Here is a 17,946-nt window from a genome sequence, read left to right as displayed (position 1 = left end):
CCTATTAGGCGCCATCCAAATCCCCTCTTCACGCGGCGTCAGACAACACCCGATACCCTCACTCTGCGCCAAACAAAACGCCTCCACAAAGGAGGCGTTGCGACTGAAACAGGGTGGCTCCCGTTACATGGCATTCGTCGATTCGAAGATCTTGTCCGCCGAAGCCTCGACAAAGCCCGGATAGAGCACACCATCGGCCTGCGGATAGCGCAGGGCAAACTCGTAGAAGCAGCTCGGGATGGTACGCACCCCATCGCTGAACGGCACCTCGGCTTTGTCCGCCATGGTGGAGGATTGCTCCAGCATCACCTGCGGATCCCCCTTCACCTCGCCACCCACACTGTTGAGCACGAAACCCGCCGCCTTGAGCGCAGCATTGACCTGATGGATGGTGTCGAAATCCTTCAACTTGTTGATATTGACCGTGAAGTGGTTGGCACGATAGCCCCATGCTGCCATCCATGCCGCGTACTCGCTCTCCGCCAGCAGAGTCTGATAATCGGCATAGGAGACCTGCCAGGGGGCACCGGTGTAGAGAAATGCCGGGGTATCGGTCAGATGATCGGGCACCTGATCGGCCAGCTTGTGGATGATGGCTTGGGCAGCCGGGGAGAGCTCTTCCACCTTCAGCTCACTGATAAACACCTTGGGAGCGTCCGGATCCTGATGCTCAAAGTGCTTGGCATAGAGCTTCTTGGCCTTGAAGACGTACTCGCCCTTCTGCTCGTAACCGAGCGCAAGAAAGTGGGCGGCCAGCTTCTCCAGCCCCAGCTTGGGCAGGTTGTAGGTACGAAACGCCACGTGATCGTTGACGATGGGCTCGCCGCCACCCAGCAGGGTGTGCACCTTGAGGGCGCTCGGCGTCACCTTGATGTAGTTGTCCCACAGATGGCTGAACAGGGTGTCGATATCCTTTTGCATCTCTCTTTCCTTTGATTGCGGGTACAGATGGGGGCACCGCTGGATGCCCCGTGTCGTTATCAGAAGCGCAGGCCGGGCGACAGTTGATCCGGCATGGCGGCTTTGCTGTCTTCGACAGAGGCAACCGGATACGCACAATAGTCAGCGGCGTAGTAGGCGCTCGCCCTGTGGTTGCCAGAAGCACCGATACCACCAAACGGCGCGGCACTGGAGGCGCCGGTGATGGGCTTGTTCCAGTTGACGATACCGGCGCGGATCCGCTTGAAGAAGTGGTGCCAGTCCGCCTCCTTGTCCCCCAGCAGACCGGCCGAGAGACCATAACGGGTAGCATTGCCCTGATCGATGGCGGCATCGAAATCGTCATAGCGAATGAGTTGCAGCAGCGGGCCAAAGTACTCTTCGTCCGGCAGTGCCTTGACTGCAGTCACGTCGATAATGCCCGGGGAGACAAAGCCGGTACCCGCTTCCAGGTGCTTGAGGGTAAGCAGGCTCTCGCCACCGAGGCGCTGCAGGTTGGCTTGCGCCTCGACCATTCCCAGTGCAGCACGTTCGCTTATCATCGAGCCCATGAACGGCTGCTCGGCTGCATCATAGAGGCCGACCTTGATCTTGCCCACCACCTCGACCAGTCGCTTGACCAGGGCATCGCCCCGCTCGCCGCGCTCGACAAACAGACGGCGGGAACAGGTGCAACGTTGACCCGAGGTGATAAATGCCGACTGGACGATGGCATGGACGGCACCGTCGATGTCGCTCACGTCTTTCACGATCAGCGGGTTGTTGCCGCCCATCTCGAGGGCCAGAATTTTGCCCGGCTGACCGGCAAACTGCTGATGGAGGAAATGACCGGTACGGGAGGAACCGGTAAAGAAGAGGCCATCGATATCGGGGTTGCCCGCCAGCGCCTTGCCGGTCTCGACTTCGCCCTGCACCAAATTGATGACCCCTTTGGGCAGCCCCGCCTCCTGCCACACCTTGAGCATGGCTTCCGCCACCATGGGGGTCAGTTCGGAGGGTTTGAACACCACGGCATTACCCGCGATCAGCGCCGGTACGATATGACCGTTGGGAAGATGGCCCGGGAAGTTGTAGGGGCCAAAGACCGCCACCACACCGTGGGGCTTGTGACGGACAAACGCCTTGGCGCCCGGCATGGGGTTTTCCACCGTCCCGGTGCGCTCGTCATGGGCGCGGATGGAGATAGCTATCTTGCCCTGCATGGCGGCCACTTCGGTGCGGGTCTCCCACAACGGTTTGCCGGTTTCGCGGGCGATAGTCAGCGCCAACGCCTCCTTGTGCTCACCCAGCAGGTCGGCATAGCGACGCACTATGGTCAGGCGATCCTCGAGATCCATATCAGACCAGTGGTAGAAGGCGGCGCGGGCAGCCTTGACGGCCGCATCGACCTGAGCCGCACTGGCGGCAGCGCCCTGCCAGATCACCTCGTTTTTGGCCGGATCCCGTGACTCGAACGGCTTGCCTTCACCGGCAAGCCACTGACCGTCGATAAATTGCACTAACTGGCTCATCCATTCACTCCCTGTCGCTGACAGGCAGCCTCGGCTGCCTGCTTGATAATCGGTTTGCTGGTCCTGTCTGCCTCAGTCGAGGTCGACTACCCGCACCATGTCACCATCCTGCACCTTGAGTGCTGCCGCCATCTTGGGCGGGATGATGGCCTCATGCTTGTCGAGATCGACCCGGATATTGCCGTAGCAGGCACGGTACTGTTCGAAACGGCTGTTGCAGAGCAGGTGGGTGCGGCCGCCGATGGGCTCGCCGATCAGCACCCGCAGTTTCTGGCTGCGACGCACGCTGCGGATGTTCTTCAACTCGCACTCGACCGCCGGCCCCGCATCGAAGATATCGACATAGCCGCGATTCACGAATCCCTCGTCCTGCAGCATCTTGATGGCCGGACGGGTCTTCTCGTGGGTCTGGCCGATGACGGCGCGCGCCTCCTTGCTCAGCAAGTTGACGTAGATGGGGTACTTGGGCATCAGCTCGGCGATAAAGCGCTTCTTGCCGATCCCGGTAAGGTAGTCGACGGTGGGAAAATCCATCGAGAAGAAATGGGTCTGCAGCCACTCGTAGAAGGGGCTGTGGCCATTGCCATCGGAGACGCCGCGCATCTCGGCAAAGACGGTTTCGTCAAACAGCTCCGGGTGCTCGGCCATAAAGAGAAAACGGTGCTTGGAGAGCAGGCGGCCGTTGAGCCCCTCGCGGGCACATTCGCGCAGGAACAGGGTGCAAAGCTCGGTATTGCCGGTGTAGTCATTGGAGAGAGTCAGCGTCTCGACCACGTTGTAGATGCCGAGTTTGGGCGAAGAGTGCACCACCTTGCCGATGTGGTAGTTGTAAAACGGCTGGGAGAGACCGACTGCCGCATCTATGGCGCAGGTCCCTACCATCTCGCCGGTCTCGAGATCCTCGGCTACGAAGAAGTAGAGGCAGTCCCCCTTGCCGGCCGGCTTGTCGGAAAAAGTCTGGGTGGAAGCATCGATCTTGCGCTGCAGCAGCTCATCGTTGACGGGCAACGAGGTCATGCCGGTGCCGGACTCGATGGCGCAGGTCTTGAGCCCGGCAAAATCTTTTTGCTCGATGGGACGGATAACCAACATAAATGACAACTCCCTTTCATTGACGTCAGGTGGGGTCCCGGCTCCTGCCGGGAGGGCTCCCCACCTCAATTTGGATCAGGCGTTAACCACCTGGGCGACCGCCTTCTCGAAGCGGGCCAACCCCTCCTTGATGTCCGCTTCCGGGATCACCAGCGAAGGAGCAAAACGAACCACGTTGGTGCCGGCAACCAGCGCCATCAGCCCCTGATCGATGGAGGCCAGCAGGAAGTCGCGCGAGCGCCCCTTGTACTCTTCGCTCAGAGCGGCGCCCAGCAGCAGCCCCTTGCCGCGGATTTCGCTGAAGCAGTGGTACTTGGCATTGATGGCTTCAAGCCCATCACGGAACAGCTGCTCGCGTTGCTTGATACCCGCCAGCACCTCCGGGGTGTTGATCACATCGATCACCGCTTCCGCCACCGCACAGGCCAGCGGGTTGCCACCGTAAGTAGAGCCGTGAGTGCCCACTTTCAGGTAAGAGGCTATTTCGTTGGTAGTCAGCATGGCGCCGATGGGGAAACCGCCACCCAGTGCCTTGGCGCTGGTGAGGATGTCCGGCGTGACGCCAAGCCCCATGTAGGCGTAGAGCTCGCCGGTACGACCGACACCGGACTGTACTTCGTCATAGATGAGCAGGGCATTGTGCTTGTCGCACAGCTCGCGCACCCCTTTGGCAAACTCGTCGGTGGGACGAATGATGCCACCCTCCCCCTGCAGCGGCTCCATCACCACGGCGCAGGTGTTGTCGGAGATCACATCAGCCAGCGCGGCCAGATCGTTGTAGGGGACGTGGGTGATGTCACCGGGCTTGGGCCCGAAACCATCGGAGTAGGCAGCCTGACCGCCGACGCTGACGGTAAAGAAGGTGCGACCGTGGAAGCCCTGATTGAAGGCGATGATCTGGGTCTTCTGCTCACCGAACTTTTCAATGGCGTAGCGACGAGCCAGCTTGAGGGCGGCCTCGTTGGCCTCGGCGCCGGAGTTGCAGAAGTAGACCTTGTCGGCAAAGGTGGCGGCGACCAGCTTCTTGGCCAGACGCAGGGCCGGCTCGTTGGTCATCACGTTGGAGAGGTGCCACAGCTTCTCGCCCTGGCTTTTCAGGGCCTCGACCAGCTTGGGATGGCAGTGGCCAAGGCCGTTTACGGCGATGCCCCCGGCAAAGTCGACATACTCGCGACCATCCTGATCCCAGACACGTGATCCTTCGCCACGAACCGGGATGATCTTGGCCGGTGCATAGTTGGGAACCATCACTTCATCAAACACTTCACGTGTCACTGCCAACAACTCTGACATATAGCTCTCCTTCGATTCGGCGACAGAATAATCCACCGCCCAAAAGTTAAATCCGTGTAAACGTGACGGGATTATCACAGAAATAAAGTAAAAAGTCTGTAACAAGAGGGCCTGTAAGGAACAATGTTCGACTGCCCCTGATATTTTAGGCAACCGCATTGCATAACGACTCAGGGGGGCTTGGCAAGAGATAATTTGGGCAGGAGAGGGGGTGAATAAAGTGTCAGAGAAATTTTTTTTGCCTTCTCTCGATATTGAGAAGGCGGTCACAACTTTTTATGAACGGGTCAGAAAATTGGCCAGTAGCAAATGGCCCTGTTCACTCAAAATACTCTCCGGATGGAACTGTACACCCTCGATGTTGAGCGTCTTGTGGCGCAGCCCCATGATCTCGTCAAACGAGCCATCGGCATGCTCGCTCCAGGCGGTGATGTCGAAGCAGTCGGGCAGCGTATCGCGCTCCACCACCAGCGAGTGGTAACGGGTCACCCGCAGAGGGTTGTTGAGCCCCTTGAACACCCCCTCATTGCGATGGCGGATGAGCGAGGTTTTGCCGTGCATTACCTGACGGGCACGCACTACGCGGGCGCCGAAGGCCTGCGCCAGCGACTGATGACCGAGACAGACGCCGAGAATGGGCAGCTTGCCAGCGAAGTGGCTGATGGCATCGAGAGAGATCCCCGCCTCATTGGGCGTACAGGGACCGGGAGAGATCACCAGAAAACGGGGGGAGAGCTGCGCTATGGCATCGAGCGTCAGTTCATCATTGCGCTTGACCACAACCTCTTGTCCCAGGGCGCCGAAATATTGCACCAGGTTCCAGGTAAAAGAGTCGTAGTTATCGATCAACAACAGCATGAGATAACCAACAGCAGAGAATTAACGATCGAGATAACGACCCTGTTCCATTTCCCGTTCACGCTGACACTCGGCCAGATAGATGGCGGCAGCAACGGCAGGGGTTTTATGGTGCTTGTCGATGGCATTGGAGACCATCAACTGCAGGGTATTGAGGTTTTTCGCCTTGCGAAATTTACGTAGCCAGTGACCTTTGTCACTCAGCTCTTCAGCAGAAATAGTTGGTTGAACAGGCATGCTTTCTCTTGGGGATATTACCCAGGTTGAAATAAAGAAATTAAACAAAATAGCCGGGCAGAAAATAAAGAAAGCCAGGCAAATACCCAGCTCTCTTCTACTACACCTTCCCAGTATGTCAGGCTCGAGGAACGAAGCCGACTACATCATATACGCTGGTCAGGGTTTTTTCAGCTCTTTCGCGCGCCTTTTGTGCGCCTTCTGCCAGAATCGCGATCAGATGGGCCTCATCCTGACGCAACTCGTGGAAACGGGCCTGGATCGGTTCCAGCAGCGCAACCACGGCTTCGGCGGTTTCGGTCTTGAGGTGACCGTACATCTTGCCTTCGAAGTGCTGCTCCAGCTCGGGGATGGAGCGGCCGGTCACACCGGACATCAGGGTCAGCAGGTTGGAGACACCCGGTTTGTTTTCCGGGTCGAAACGCACCACCGCCGGCTCGTCGGAATCGGTCACCGCACGCTTGATCTTCTTGACGATCTGCTTGGGATCTTCCAGCAGGCCGATGAAGTTGGCCTCGTTGTCATCAGACTTGGACATCTTCTTGGTCGGATCCTGAAGACTCATCACCCGCGCCCCTTCGGTCGGAATGAAGGGCTCCGGCATGGTGAATACATCACCATAGAGGTTGTTGAAACGGGTGCAGATGTCGCGGGTCAGCTCCAGATGCTGCTTCTGGTCGTTGCCGACCGGCACCTGATTGGCCTGATAGAGCAGGATGTCGGCCGCCATCAGCACCGGATAACCGAACAGGCCGACGTTGACGTTGTTCTCGAAACGGGCGGACTTGTCCTTGAACTGGGTCATGCGCGACAACTCACCCATCTGGGTATAGCAGTTGAGGATCCAGCCCAGCTCAGCGTGCTGCGGCACGTGAGACTGGATGAAGACGGTGCTCTTCTTGGGATCGATACCGACCGCCAGATAGAGGGCGGCTGCGTCCAGACAAGCTTTGCGCAGGGCTGCCGGGTCCTGACGAGTGGTGATGGCATGCAGGTCGACGATGCAGTAGAGGCAGTCGAACTCATCCTGCATGTTGACCCACTGACGCAGGGCCCCCATGTAGTTGCCGATGGTCAGTTGACCGGAGGGTTGCGCTCCGCTCAATACGATTGGTTTAGTCATGAGAGTGTTAATCCTTGTTATTCAGCCAGCCCAGCTGCGCTATTAGACCAAAAGTGCATCGAGCTGGGCAAACTGTTCGAATACCCAGTCTGGATGGGAGTCGGCGATGGGACGACCATAGTTGTAGCCGTATGTAAGACCCACCACCTTCATGCCAGCCGCCTTGGCCGCCAGCACGTCATTTTCGGAGTCGCCCACCATCAGGGTGCGAGCGGGGCTAACCCCCAACTCCTGGCAGGCGTGCAGCAAGGGCTCCGGGCTCGGCTTCTTGACCGGCACGCAGTTGCCGCCAAGCCAGAGTTCGAAACAATCGCTGATGCCAAGGGCATCGAGGATGGGTGCCACGAAATCGCTCGGCTTGTTGGTCACGATCGCCTGCTTGTAGCCCAGGCTTTGCAAGCGACGCAGACTCTGCGCCACCCCGTCATACATCGCCAGCCCTTGCAGCAGGCAAGCGTTGTAGTGCTGGAAAAAGATCGGTCTGGCCTTGGCAAACAGCTCGGGATCGGCCTCACGATAGGCGAGCGCACGCTGGATCAGCTTGTCGGCGCCGTTGCCAACCCAGGTACGGATCACCGCTTCATCGGCCTGCGCCAGACCGAGGTCTGCCAGAGTCAGATTGACCGCCAGCGCCAGTTGGGCGGCGCTGTCGATCAGGGTGCCGTCCAGATCGAACAGCACCAAATCAAATGCGCGCTCAGCGTGTGACATGAGCCAGCTCCGCACGCATCTTGTCGATCACCGCCTTGTAGTCAGGCTGACTGAAAATGGCAGAGCCGGCGACAAACATGTCGGCGCCCGCTTCGGCGATCTCGCGAATGTTGTCGACCTTCACCCCGCCATCGATCTCGAGGCGGATATCGCGGCCGCTCTCGTCGATCAGACGACGCACCTGACGCAGCTTGTCGAGGGTGCCGGGGATGAAACTCTGGCCACCGAAGCCCGGGTTGACCGACATCAGCAGGATCACGTCCAGCTTGTCCATCACATACTCGAGGCAGGAGAGCGAGGTAGCAGGATTCAGCACCAGACCGGCCTGGCAGCCCATCTCCTTGATCAGGCCCAGAGAACGATCAACGTGATCGGACGCTTCCGGATGAAAGGTGATGAGGGAAGCACCCGCCTTGGCAAAATCAGGAATGATGCGATCCACCGGCTTGACCATCAGGTGCACGTCGATGGGGGCCTCGATACCGTAGTCACGCAGCGCCTGACAGACCATGGGGCCAATGGTCAGGTTGGGGACATAGTGGTTGTCCATCACGTCGAAGTGAACCACGTCGGCACCGGCAGCCAGTACCTTGGCTACATCTTCACCCAGACGGGCAAAATCGGCAGAGAGGATCGAGGGGGCAATCAGAAAGTCTTTCATCAGCATCATCCATTGGCAGCCAGGGAGAAAAAGCGGCGCAATTTTAACGTAAAAGGCGGGCGAAAACGACTCGAATGCGGGGTAAATGGGGCAATCACCTCCCCTCCCCCAGCAACCCGGGTTATAGGACATCGGCACGGGCGCGGACTCGCCCATAAAAAACGGCGCCCCTGGGCGCCGCATGGTCTGTTACGTCAGTGGCAGCAGTTCACTGTCGCTGGGATAGTAGCCCTGCTCCGGTTCGATTCCGGGCGGATAGAGCGCCAACAATTCGGCAACCTTGTTACGGGTGCCGCCGTTGCGACTGATGGTACGCTTGACCAGGATCTCGTCGAGGCGAGCACCGCGATAAAGCTCACGAGTCAGCTCGATATCGTGGTTGCTGATCAGTACCGGCACCCCTTTGTGAGCGGCGGTGTGGCGGGCCAATCGCGCCAGGATCGCCTGATCATCCAGGGTAAACCCACCGGAGGCATAGGTGGTGAAGCTCGCCGTAGTGGAGAGCGGCGCGTAGGGTGGATCACAATAGATAACCCAATCCTCTTCGGCACGCTTGATGGCATCGGCGTAGCTCTCGCAGATAAAGGTCGCCTTCTGCGCCTTTTCGGCAAAGGCCCACAGCTCTTTTTCCGGGAAATAGGGTTTCTTGTAGGAACCGAACGGCACGTTGAAGCCGCCCTTCTTGTTGTAGCGGCACAGTCCGTTGAAACCGTGACGGTTGAGGAACAGGAACAAGAGTGCCCGCTCGAAGGTGGTCTCGGTCTGATTGAACTGGGTACGCAGCCGGTAATAGGCCGCCTTGTGGTTGTGCTCTGCCACAAACAGCTTGCGCGCCTCGGCAATGAAACTGTCCGGCGTCAGCTTGAGGTGGTTGTACAGGCAGATCAGATCCGGATTGATGTCGTTGAGCACATACGCGTCGTAGTCGGTGTTGAGAAACACTGACCCGGCCCCGACGAAGGGCTCCAGCAACACACGCCCGGCCGGCAGGCGCTCGGCAATCTCTTCAACCAGGGAGTATTTTCCCCCGGCCCATTTTAAAAAAGCGCGTGTTTTTTTCATGGAAATCCGGTGTGTAAGAAGGCAAGACCCAAAAAGGGGGACGATTCTACCCCCTTATCCGGTATCAAGGCTATTGCTTCAGCTCTTTTTGTACCTGTGCAAACGACTTGGGCCAGGGCTGGCCTTTCAGCAAGGCTGGCGGAAGCTTGCGAATGGCACTCTTGGCCTGGGTCAGACCGGCATAATCCCCTTGCAGCACCACATACCAGGGGCTGCCACGGAATTTGGTCTGATAGACCCAGACCTTGCCCGCCAGACCATGCTCGGCGACAAATTGATCCACCGCCTTGGTATTGCTCGCCCCCATCAACTGAACACTGTAGTGGTTGCGCGGCTTCTTGTTCAAGGTGGCGACCGGTGTCAGGGCCACTTTGGGTGCTGGCGCGGCAACCGGCTCGTTGCTGGCTGTTTTGGTGGTAGAAGCAGGCGTTGCGGTTGTCGCCGGATTCAGTGCTTTGGAGGTACTGGCTGGCGCCGTGGTTGCGATTGCACCACTGGGGGCTGTGCCACTCGGGTTCTTGCCGGTCAGCTCGTCCACCACGTCAGTAGGCAGAGCGCCGCTCACCTTGGGTTCGGTCATCAGCTTTTGCACGACCTCGTCAGAGATCACCACCCGACGCCCTTCGTAATTGGTTGATTCGGTGGTCACGGTTTCGCTCTCCACCGATTTGGGCAGCACTTTCGCCTCCGGCTGCCAATCTTTCACAACCCCATTGGGATTGCTGGCTGCATCGCTGTTTTGCGTGCCTTGTGCAGCGGAATCTGTATTCGAACCGCCAGCGGTGAGGGGATCGCCTCCCGCTACCGGGATCGGCAATGCCGTGTTCTGCGCCGGATCCTGCAGCGCCGGTTTGCTTTCATTGTCAAACAGCGCAGGCAGCAGGTAGCTCAACGCCAACAGGCCGCCAGCGACCAGCGCGATAACGGTGGCAATCTTCTTGACAGGCAACTCCGCCTGACGCTTCTTGGGCCTTCTGTCGGTCATGATATCCTCCAGTAACTGCATGATGGTGGACGGATGTCCGTTCGCCGTTTTCAGGATCTCCTCCACTTGCGGCTTGGGCAAGAGGGTCGCCGGGATCTTGAGCTCTTTGGCTTTTTCATACAAGAAGATGCGCTGTTCGGGCGGGCTCAGTGGCGGCACTTCCAGCTCAAGGGCTGGCATGGCACGCCCTTTGAGCTGCGGCCGTTGGGTACGACACCAGACGTCACTGCCCGAGACGATAATGGCCAGCTGATGGGGCGCCGCCAGGGTATCGTTATGACGGATGATCGCCCACAACTCTCCCAGCAATTCGGCTGGCAACTGATCGGCCCGCTCTATCAGCAGCAGCAGGGTGGCAGGCTTGCTCCCCTCCAGCATGCGAAAGAAGCTCTCCGCCAGCGCATCCTGTGGATTGAACAGCGGGCGCGCCACCACCTGTGGCAGCAACAGCTGGCGTACATCCACCATCTTCATGGCAGGCGTACCAATCAGGCTTACCACCCGCACTTTTTCCGGCAACACGCCGAGCAGGGATTCGCACAGGGTACCGCGACCACAACCGGGTTTACCGGAGAGAAAAATGAAAGGGTGATTGAATTCAATCAGATGCAGCAGCCGGTCAACCAGCTGCCGCTGGGAAGGAAGTTTTAGCAGTTTATTCGTCACGACCAGACTCGATCACCGCCAGCAACTCGGCATCGGACACATCCCCCACCACCTGCGCATGGCCGATGCCAACCGGCAACACCAGACGCAGCTTGCCTTCCAGCACCTTCTTGTCACGGCGCATATGGCGAATAAAGGCGGCGAAATCCATCTCGGCAGGCGCATGAATGGGCAAATTGGCGGCCAGCAGCAGAGCGCGCACTCGCGCAACGTCCGCTTCACTCATATCGCCACGGGCCTGCGCAGTCCAGGCTGCCAGCATGGTGCCAGCGGATACCGCTTCACCATGCAGCCAGTTGCCATACCCCTGCTCGGCCTCGATGGCATGACCAAAGGTGTGACCCAGATTGAGCAGCGCACGGACGCCGTGCTCGGTCTCATCTTGACCGACCACATCGGCTTTGATCTCGCAGCAGCGTTTGATGGCGTAGGCCAGCGCGGCAGGTTCCAGCTGTTGCAGACGCACCATGTTCTGCTCCAGCCAGCTGAAGAAATCAGCATCCCAAATGATGCCGTACTTGATCACCTCGGCCATCCCTGCGGCAAATTCGCGGGCGGGCAAGGTACTCAGACATTCGGTATCGATAACAACTTGTTTGGGCTGATAAAAAGCCCCAATCATGTTCTTGCCGAGGGGGTGGTTGACCGCGGTTTTACCGCCGACAGAGGAGTCAACCTGGGAGAGCAGAGTGGTCGGGATCTGGATAAAAGGAATGCCACGTTGATAGCTTGCTGCCGCAAAGCCCACCACATCCCCGATCACGCCGCCCCCCAGAGCGATCAGTGTCGTATCGCGCCCATGGTTGGTTTCAAGCAGAGCAGACATGATCTGCTCAAAGGTCGCCAGGTTCTTATATGCCTCACCGTCAGGCAGGATCAAGTGTTCAACCTGAAAACCCGACAGCAGAGCGGTTACCCGTTCAAGATAAAGCGGAGCAACAACAGTGTTGGTCACTATCATCACCCGCTTGCCCTTGATGGTCGATACCAGCGCCTCGGGGCGCTGCAACAACCCGGCAGCTATCTCGATGGGATAGCTGCGTTCACCCAGTTCGACCTTCAACCGTTCCATGGACGTCCTCTAGATTACATACCGATCAGCTTTACAATTTGATTGGCAACGATTTTTGCGCTCTGGTCATCGGTGTGCACAACAAAGTCGGCAACCTCTTCATACAGGGCATTGCGCTCTTGTGCCAGACGTTCCAGCACTTCGCGTGCCGGTTCTTCGGTCTGTAGCAGAGGGCGGCGTTTGTCTCGCTGTGTGCGCGCCAGCTGCTTTTCGATAGTGGTTTCGAGGTAGACCACGATGCCGCGAGCAGACAACTTGTTGCGGGTTTCGCGACTCTTGATGGCACCGCCACCCGTCGCCAGCACGATACCCTGCTGCTCTGACAATTCGCCGATCACCTTCTCTTCGCGAATCCGGAAACCTTCTTCGCCTTCAACATCGAACACCCAGCCGATATCAGCACCACTGCGGCGCTCAATCTCATGATCTGAGTCGAAAAACTCCATATGCAGTTGTTCTGCCAGATGTCTACCTATGGTGCTCTTGCCCGCACCCATGGGACCTATCAGGAAAATATTGCGTTTCTCAGCCATGTCTTTTCGTTAGTAATTACAAACTGTACGACCCCGATGAATACTGGATCGGGGTACCTATGAACCTTATCTTGCGATGGATCAGGAGGGGGATTATCTCAATAGATATCGGGACTGGCAACCGCAGCCCTTACGCCCCAGCCTCATTGGGGCGTAAGGTTATATGTGTTTTACCATCACATGTAAAGCATTCAGAAGGCGTCGGTGACTATCTTGGGCGTCACAAAAATCAGCAACTCCCGCTTTTTGTTCTCGCTGGTGGTCTTGCGGAACAAGGCCCCCAATCCGGGAATGTCACCGAGCAACGGCACCTTGGTCACATCGCTCTTGATGGTCTGCTGATAGATGCCGCCCAACACCAAGGTCTCGCCATTGTTCACCAGCACCTGAGTGGTGATGGACTGGGCGTTGATGGAAACCGCATCACCGGTACCGGTCGGTACCGTTTCACCCTTGGTATCTTGGGTCACGGTCAGGTCGAGAATCACCCGATTGTCAGGGGTGATCTGCGGGGTAACCTTCAGGCTCAATACCGCCTTCTTGAAGGTAACCGAGGTAGCGCCACTGGAAGAGGACTCCACATAGGGGATCTCGGTACCCTGCTCGATCAGCGCCGGTTTCTGGTTCGCAGTGGTCACGCGCGGACTGGCGATAATCTCGGCCTTGCTCTCTTTTTCCAGCGCCGACAACTCGAGATCCAGCAAGGTGCCATCAGCCAAACGGGCAACCTGGAAGGCCAAAGTACCGGCCGCATTGGTCACCGGCAGGTTGACGTTCAACCGATCGTCTGCTGTCGGTCTGGTAATTGTCGAGCCACCATTGTTGTTACCAGAGCCATCATTCCCCGCTATGGAACCGGACGTACTGTTGCCATGACCATCGTTTTTGGTCACTCCCCACCGCACCCCGAGCGCTTCATCAAAGCCGTCATCAATGGTCACCATCCGCGCCTCGATAACCACCTGCTTGACCGGAATATCGAGAATATCGAGCATCCGTTTGATGCTGCTGATGACATCAGCGGTATCCTTGACCACCAGCACGTTGGTTCGCTCGTCCACGCTCACTGCACCACGGGGTGACAGCAACTTGGTACTTTCGGAAGATAGCAGGGCCGCCACTTCCGAGGCCTTGGCATAGTTTATCTGCAGATATTCGGTATAGAGCTGCGCCAAATCTGCGACCTGATTGCGGCTCTCAAGTTGCTGCTTCTCGCGCGTTGCGATCTCTTCTGCAGGCGCTACCAGCAAAATGTTGTTATCCAACCGCTTATCCAGACCCCGCACCTTCAAAATAATGTCGAGCGCCTGCTCCCACGGCACCCCATCCAGACGCAGGGTAATATTGCCCGCCACCGAATCAGTAGTTACCAAGTTAAGATTGTTGAAATCTGCGATCAGCTGCAACACGGTACGGACTGGAATATCCTGGAAGTTCAATGAGATGGGCTTGCCCTGATACTGCTTGGATGCCGTGGCCGTCGTCCGCTTTTTCACCTCGATAATGAAGAGCTTGTCTGCCTGATCGTAACGGTAATCAAACTGACCATTGATCGACAGTTCAAACAGGGTATCGCTCCCCTGCCGGGAGACTTCAACCTGAGAGACCGGCGTTGCAAAATCCTGCACATTGATCAGATTAAGCAAACCATCCGGCACCCGAGTGCCATGAAACTTGGCCAGTACAGTCTGGCCTCGGCTGCTCACATCGACGGCGGCCGAGCTGTTATCCAGCGTGACCAGAAACTCCCCCTGGCCATCTTTACCACGACGAAAATCCACGCCGGTAACCGTGTTGAAATAGGCGCCGCCCCCACTGCTTTGATAGTTGTTGAGCACCGGCTTGCTGGCAGGCTGTGTTGCTACCGGCGTTGTCACGGGCGCAACAGGCATCGACCGAGCGACAACCTGAGGATTGAGCAGCGCCGAGGGAGAGGGTGTGGCCGCCATCGAAGAGGGCGCTGGCACAGGAGTAGCCGAGGTTGCGGGTGCAATCAGGGCGCTCTCACCATTGATGAGCCCGGAAGAGGCCCCCTCGCCCAATGACACCAGTAATTTGTTCCCCTGTTGCTGCACCTGATAGGGAGCAAGCTGATCGAGTGCGATCTTGATATCCAGACCTGCGCCCTTACCCTCAACCTTGATATTATCTACCCCCAGGCGCTGGATCGGCAGCGGGTTCACTTTCAGCGCCCCTACCGCACCGGGAACATGCAACAACAGCTGATTGGGCTGATAAGAGAGACGATCGGTAAAGCCCGTGACCGGCTCACTGAAACTGAGCTCCACCAGCAATTGATCGGCCAGCAGCGGATTGACCTTGATCTCCTGCAGGGTTGCCACTGCCCACGCCTGACTGAGGGCGCTGGCGCAAAACAGCAAAGCTACTTTGGATACACTCTCTATTGTTGTTCTCATTGCTGTTCGTCCCTGATTATTGTTTTTCTTGCACATTGGCCATCGCCAACTGGGTTTCTCTTGTTACCCAGCACCCCTTCCCGTCCGGAATGGTTTCCAGCAAATCCACGGCAGTGTCAGTGATCTTGATGACTCGGCCCTGATCAAGCCCCATATACTGGTTGAGTCCGACCCGCATCGATTTGCCATCCGGGGTGCTGATCAAGGCCCACAACTGACCCGCCTTACCCAAAGAGCCATGCATCGACAGACTGGCCAGCGAATAATTTTCCAGCACCTCTTTCTCACGATCCATCAGGGTCTGAGCACAATCCGGCTGGGCCTTGGTAGTGCTTGTGCTTCCGACCGTCGCCTCAGGCTGGGGAACCATGAAGGGGCTGCGCAACTCGCGTTGCTGGTAGTTCATAGGGGCAAAAGGCTTCAGCTCGGGCAAGGTCTCGATAGGTATGGGTGGCCTTGCTTTGGTCTGGGCGACATAGCTATCCATGTCCTCCTGACCACCACACGCCGCCAGCAAGAGGGCAGGCAATAACCAGCAGATGCGTCTCATTGTTTCGGCTCCACTGTTTTACCGTTGTACTTGTAGGTCTTGGCCAGCATCGACATCGAAATCAGCTCCCCTTCATCCTTGCTCTGACCCAGAGTGAAGGAGTCAAGGATGACGATACGGGGCAAAGCGGCCATGTCAGCGGTAAACTTGCCAATTTCATGGTAAGTGCCCACGACTTCGATACGCATTGGTAGCTCGGTTGAAAACTCGTGCTTTACCTCGGGTTCCCAGTTGATCCGGTTCAATTTCAAGCCGTTGTCGGTAGCAATAAAGCTGATATCGTCCAGCAGACCGGCGACCTCATGGGTATTGGGCAACTGCTTGAGCTGGGTATCGACCAGTTGCTCAAGCTGAACCATTTGCGCCTTGTATGCCCCCAGGTTGGCAGCCAGCATCGCCTTGCTTTCAAACTGGGCTTTCAGTTCGGTCTCTTTCCCCGCTTCCTGGGTCAAACTGGTCAGTGAGTTGGCAATCACGTAGTAGTAGATGGCGCCGCCGGTCAACACGCAGCAGAAAAAGATGAAGACCCCTTTTGCCCATTTTGGCCAGCTTGCTATGTCATTGATATCCAACTCGTTGAGTTGCTGAAGGTTCATTGTTGCTCCTTGGCCACATTCCCTGCAGCCGCAGCATTGTTGGCGATCAGGAACATCATGGAAAACTGGCTCAATGACACTGGCGCAACATCAGCCGCAAAAATAGTGCTTATCTTTGCCTGACCCAGCCAGCCGGAACCATCAATCCGCCGCATCATGCTGGCCACCCGACCATAGGCTTCGGTCTTGCCATTTACATCAATAATATTGTTCTGCATTGAGAGGGTGTTCAGGTAAACCCCGTTGGGCACCAGTGAAGGCAGCTGATTGAAGAGGCGGACGGGCACATTGCGGCGCATCTGCAACTGTTCGATGAGCTGCATCCGATCGATCAGCTCCTTGCGACGCTCTTTGAGCAGACGGATCTCCCCCAGCTGGGCATCGAGAATAGTCATCTCCTGAACCAGCCGCTGGTTGCGCTGCTGCTGGGCGACGATCTGGCGATCAACCAGCCAGTTGGCAAAAAATCCCAGCGCGACCGTGGCCAGCACAAAAATCCCCAGCAAGGCCCCAAACTGTTTCTTTTGGCGCTGGGCCCGGGCTTCACGCCAGGGGAGAAGGTTTATATTTGACATGGTGTGAAACTCCTCAGAGCCAACCCGAATGCCGTCATATATTTAGCACCATGTACCAGCTCGGCCTCCCCTTTCGGTTTGCCAAACAGAGCGAACAGATCCGGGTGCAACACCTCGCAATTGACCTCTTCTTTTACCTGCACCAACAAACCGGGTAGCAGACTGCCTCCCCCCGTCAGCACCAGTTTTGCGATGTCGCGATAGCCGGACGAACTGCAAAAGAGCTGGATGTTGCGCCGCACTTGCTGCAGCAGCGAGTTGATGTGGGGCATCAACACATCCAGCTCATGGTCAACAGGCAAGGTACCTTTGGTTTTAGCCTGCTCAGCCTCATCCAGCGTCATGCCATAAAAGGAGGAGAGCGCCTGGCTGTACTGATCGCCGCCGAAGTTTTGCAGGCGGGAGTAGATCACCTCTCCCTTGACCAGCGCCGCAAAGGTCATGGCACTGGCACCGATATCTATCACCCCGATCGGCCGTTCACTCTCCTGCAATTCGGGCAGACAGGCCACCACGGCACGGCCCAGCGCATGGGCGCCCACATCCACCACCTTGACGGCAATACCGGCTTCGGCAAGGGCGCTGACCCGGCCGTTGACACTCTCGGTGCGGGCTGCGCTCAGCAGCACATCTTGACGATCTTCGCTATTGTTGGTGCTCAGCACCTCAAAATCGAGACTCACTTCATCGAGGGGGAAGGGAATGATCTGCTCGGCCTCCAGCTGCACCTGACTCTCCAGCTCCTTGTCGCTGAGGCGGGCATCAATCTGGATCACCTTGGTTATCACGTTGGAGCCGGTCACCGCAGTGGCGGCATAGTCGCTGTGAGCTGGGATCAGGCGCTTGAGAGTCTTGAGAGATTGGCTGACGCGCTCGATATCCTGCAATTGATAGTCAACCAGCGTCCCTTTCGGGGTGGCAATATCGGCGACAGATTCGAGATGAAGCTTGCCAGGTCGGCCACTGAGGGTAACGGCCTTGATGGTCTGGCTGCCAAAATCAATGCCCACCAGAGGGAGGAGGGATCCCTTGTTAAAAAGCCCAAACATATACACATCCATGCGT

At 57.5% G+C, this 17,946-nt stretch carries 18 protein-coding genes; all 18 read right to left on the bottom strand.

Annotated elements, in window-relative coordinates:
- Positions 1-123: 123 nt before the first annotated feature.
- The 18 genes from ACTG2T_RS14925 to tapM all read right to left on the bottom strand — a co-directional run bounded on the left by ACTG2T_RS14925 (position 124) and on the right by tapM (position 17,930).
- Positions 124-921 carry a DUF1338 domain-containing protein gene (locus ACTG2T_RS14925; protein ID WP_021229798.1) on the bottom strand — a complete coding sequence of 266 codons (798 nt, stop codon included), beginning with the start codon at positions 919-921 and terminating at the stop codon, positions 124-126.
- 59 nt (positions 922-980) lie between these two features.
- Positions 981-2,450, bottom strand: a complete 1,470-nt coding sequence (astD, locus tag ACTG2T_RS14920; RefSeq protein WP_330125224.1) for a succinylglutamate-semialdehyde dehydrogenase — start codon at positions 2,448-2,450, stop codon at positions 981-983.
- Between the two features lie 72 nt (positions 2,451-2,522).
- Entirely contained in the window at positions 2,523-3,542 is a 1,020-nt protein-coding gene (astA, locus tag ACTG2T_RS14915; protein ID WP_019446361.1) for an arginine N-succinyltransferase, read from the bottom strand.
- Positions 3,543-3,617: 75 nt separating this feature from the next.
- Positions 3,618-4,835: an aspartate aminotransferase family protein gene (locus ACTG2T_RS14910; RefSeq protein ID WP_041210025.1), complete on the bottom strand. Its 1,218-nt coding sequence runs from the start codon at positions 4,833-4,835 to the stop codon at positions 3,618-3,620.
- 276 nt (positions 4,836-5,111) lie between these two features.
- Positions 5,112-5,693, bottom strand: a complete 582-nt coding sequence (locus ACTG2T_RS14905) for an aminodeoxychorismate synthase component II (RefSeq protein ID WP_330125225.1) — start codon at positions 5,691-5,693, stop codon at positions 5,112-5,114.
- A gap of 21 nt (positions 5,694-5,714) precedes the next feature.
- A complete protein-coding gene (locus tag ACTG2T_RS14900; protein WP_005334997.1) occupies positions 5,715-5,930 on the bottom strand; it encodes a hypothetical protein in 216 nt (71 codons plus the stop codon).
- 118 nt (positions 5,931-6,048) lie between these two features.
- Positions 6,049-7,053: a tryptophan--tRNA ligase gene (gene trpS, locus ACTG2T_RS14895; protein ID WP_005334999.1), complete on the bottom strand. Its 1,005-nt coding sequence runs from the start codon at positions 7,051-7,053 to the stop codon at positions 6,049-6,051.
- Between the two features lie 42 nt (positions 7,054-7,095).
- On the bottom strand, positions 7,096-7,764 hold the full coding sequence (locus ACTG2T_RS14890; RefSeq protein ID WP_042082626.1) for a phosphoglycolate phosphatase: 669 nt from the start codon (positions 7,762-7,764) through the stop codon (positions 7,096-7,098).
- Complete coding sequence (gene rpe / locus ACTG2T_RS14885; RefSeq protein ID WP_110302575.1) at positions 7,751-8,425, bottom strand: ribulose-phosphate 3-epimerase; 675 nt, start codon at positions 8,423-8,425, stop codon at positions 7,751-7,753. The genes ACTG2T_RS14890 and rpe overlap by 14 nt, the downstream gene beginning before the upstream one ends.
- Before the next feature lie 189 nt (positions 8,426-8,614).
- A complete protein-coding gene (locus ACTG2T_RS14880) occupies positions 8,615-9,487 on the bottom strand; it encodes a Dam family site-specific DNA-(adenine-N6)-methyltransferase (RefSeq protein ID WP_005335008.1) in 873 nt (290 codons plus the stop codon).
- A gap of 70 nt (positions 9,488-9,557) precedes the next feature.
- The gene (locus tag ACTG2T_RS14875) at positions 9,558-11,138 is read right to left on the bottom strand and encodes an SPOR domain-containing protein (RefSeq protein ID WP_330125226.1); all 1,581 of its coding nucleotides are present in this window, start codon (positions 11,136-11,138) and stop codon (positions 9,558-9,560) included.
- Positions 11,128-12,210 carry a 3-dehydroquinate synthase gene (gene aroB, locus ACTG2T_RS14870; RefSeq protein WP_021229792.1) on the bottom strand — a complete coding sequence of 361 codons (1,083 nt, stop codon included), beginning with the start codon at positions 12,208-12,210 and terminating at the stop codon, positions 11,128-11,130. Before aroB ends, ACTG2T_RS14875 begins: the two co-directional genes overlap by 11 nt.
- A gap of 14 nt (positions 12,211-12,224) precedes the next feature.
- Positions 12,225-12,743, bottom strand: a complete 519-nt coding sequence (gene aroK / locus ACTG2T_RS14865; RefSeq protein WP_005335014.1) for a shikimate kinase AroK — start codon at positions 12,741-12,743, stop codon at positions 12,225-12,227.
- A gap of 191 nt (positions 12,744-12,934) precedes the next feature.
- Positions 12,935-15,160: a type IV pilus secretin PilQ family protein gene (gene pilQ / locus ACTG2T_RS14860; protein ID WP_323918508.1), complete on the bottom strand. Its 2,226-nt coding sequence runs from the start codon at positions 15,158-15,160 to the stop codon at positions 12,935-12,937.
- Positions 15,161-15,176: 16 nt separating this feature from the next.
- A complete protein-coding gene (locus ACTG2T_RS14855; RefSeq protein WP_330125227.1) occupies positions 15,177-15,710 on the bottom strand; it encodes a pilus assembly protein PilP in 534 nt (177 codons plus the stop codon).
- Positions 15,707-16,306: a PilO family type IV pilus biogenesis protein TapO gene (gene tapO, locus ACTG2T_RS14850; protein WP_019446350.1), complete on the bottom strand. Its 600-nt coding sequence runs from the start codon at positions 16,304-16,306 to the stop codon at positions 15,707-15,709. The genes ACTG2T_RS14855 and tapO overlap by 4 nt, the downstream gene beginning before the upstream one ends.
- Entirely contained in the window at positions 16,303-16,881 is a 579-nt protein-coding gene (tapN, locus tag ACTG2T_RS14845; protein WP_005353997.1) for a PilN family type IV pilus biogenesis protein TapN, read from the bottom strand. The genes tapO and tapN overlap by 4 nt, the downstream gene beginning before the upstream one ends.
- Entirely contained in the window at positions 16,869-17,930 is a 1,062-nt protein-coding gene (gene tapM / locus ACTG2T_RS14840) for a PilM family type IVa pilus assembly protein TapM (RefSeq protein ID WP_042082638.1), read from the bottom strand. The genes tapN and tapM overlap by 13 nt, the downstream gene beginning before the upstream one ends.
- Positions 17,931-17,946: the final 16 nt, after the last annotated feature.

It is taken from the genome of Aeromonas sp. 75A (assembly GCF_051919425.1).
Classification (GTDB): Bacteria; Pseudomonadota; Gammaproteobacteria; order Enterobacterales; family Aeromonadaceae; genus Aeromonas; species Aeromonas veronii.
This window is presented reverse-complemented; position numbering and strand designations above follow the sequence as displayed.